General features: G+C 72.1%; 2 protein-coding genes. Both read left to right on the top strand.

The features are described 5' to 3' along the window. Positions 1-115 precede the first annotated feature (115 nt). Complete coding sequence (locus VI078_16965) at positions 116-1279, top strand: deoxyguanosinetriphosphate triphosphohydrolase (GenBank protein ID HEY6000979.1); 1164 nt, start codon at positions 116-118, stop codon at positions 1277-1279. A gap of 28 nt (positions 1280-1307) precedes the next feature. Next, on the top strand, positions 1308-1591 hold a 284-nt coding region (locus VI078_16960; GenBank protein ID HEY6000978.1), incomplete at its 3' end, for a hypothetical protein.

Raw genomic sequence — 1591 nt, 5'->3', positions numbered from 1 at the left:
GCGCCACCGTCTTTCGCGTCGCCGCGGCGCAGGGCGTCCCGACAGCGGAGGCCGGGCGCGCGGTGCAGCGGCTCGGCATCAAGATCACCGGCTGCCAGCTCGGGTGCTTCCGTTGATCGGCCTGAACACGCGCGAGCGCCTCGAGGAGCGCGAGGACATCCTGCTCGCCCCCTGGGCCTGCCGCAGCAGCTCGAGCCGGGGCCGGCGCCACCCGGAGCCCGAGCCGTCCCACCGCACGGCGTTCCAGCGCGACCGCGACCGGATCATCCACGCGACGTCGTTCAGGCGCCTGGAGTACAAGACGCAGGTCTTCATCTACCACGAGGGCGACCACTTCCGGAACCGGCTCACACACTCGCTCGAGACCGCCCAGATCGGCCGCAGCCTCGCGCGGATGCTCGGGCTCAACGAGGACCTCGTCGAGGCGATCGCGCTGGCCCATGACCTGGGGCACGCGCCCTTCGGCCACTCCGGCGAGCGCGTGCTCGACACGATGATGCGCCCCTTCGGCGGCTTCGAGCACAACCGCCAGAGCCTGCGGGTCGTCGAGGTCATCGAGCACCGTTACCCGGGGTTCCGCGGGCTCAACCTCGCGTGGGAGACGCGCGAGGGGCTGGCGAAGCACCGGACCGACTGGGACGAGCCCGCCGGCACCGCCGAGGAGTACGCGCCCGGGCACCTCCCCTCGCTCGAGGCGCAGGTCGCCAACCTGGCCGACGAGATCGCGTACACCGCACACGACCTCGACGACGGCATCTCCTCGGAGCTGATCTCGTTCCGCTCGCTCCACGAGGCGCCGCTCTGGGAGGTCTGCCACGCCGACGCCGAGCGCGAGGCGCCGGGCGGGCCGGCGCGGCTGGTGGTCGCCGGGGCGATCCGCTGCCTCATCGGGATGCTCATCGCCGACTGCGGGCAGTCGACGCTCGCCGCGATCGACGACCTGGGCCTGCGCACCCCGGACGACGCCCGCACCGCACCGCGGGCGGCGGCGTCCCTCAGCCCGCTCATGGCGGAGCAGTTCCAGGAGCTCAAGGGGTTCCTCAACCGCAACCTCTACCACCACTACCGGGTGCGGCGGATGGAGGTCAAGGCGGAGCGGATCCTCGGCGAGCTGTTCCAGGCGTACCTCGACGACCAGGAGCTGCTGCCCCCCAACTTCCGGGCCCACATCGGCGCGAGCGGGCCGGAGCGGATCGTGTGCGACTACCTCGCGGGCATGACCGACCGCTACGCGATCCGCGAGTACCAGAAGCTCTTCGACCTGACCGAGAAGTTCTAACCCGGCGCGAAAGGAAGCAAGCGAGACGATGATCAGGAAGCTCTTGAAGAAGCTCTTCGGCGCGAAGGAGCCGGCGGCGGGCGCCGCGAAGCCTGCCGCCAAGTCTGCCGCCAAGCCCGTCGCCGAGCACGGGAAGAAGCACCAGGGACACGGGCCGGAGCACCGCGAGCCGGCGCGCCGGGGCAGCCAGGTTAAGGGACGCTTCGTCGCGCACCGCCCCTGCCACCAGCGTGCCGGCAGGCAGGCCGCGCACCCAGGCCGCCAGTCGCGCCCCGGCCCGCGCGTCCCCATGGGTGTCGAACGCCGCCGCGT

The sequence above is a fragment of the bacterium genome (genome assembly GCA_036524115.1).
Lineage (GTDB): Bacteria > JAUVQV01 > JAUVQV01 > JAUVQV01 > DATDCY01 > DATDCY01.
This window is presented reverse-complemented; position numbering and strand designations above follow the sequence as displayed.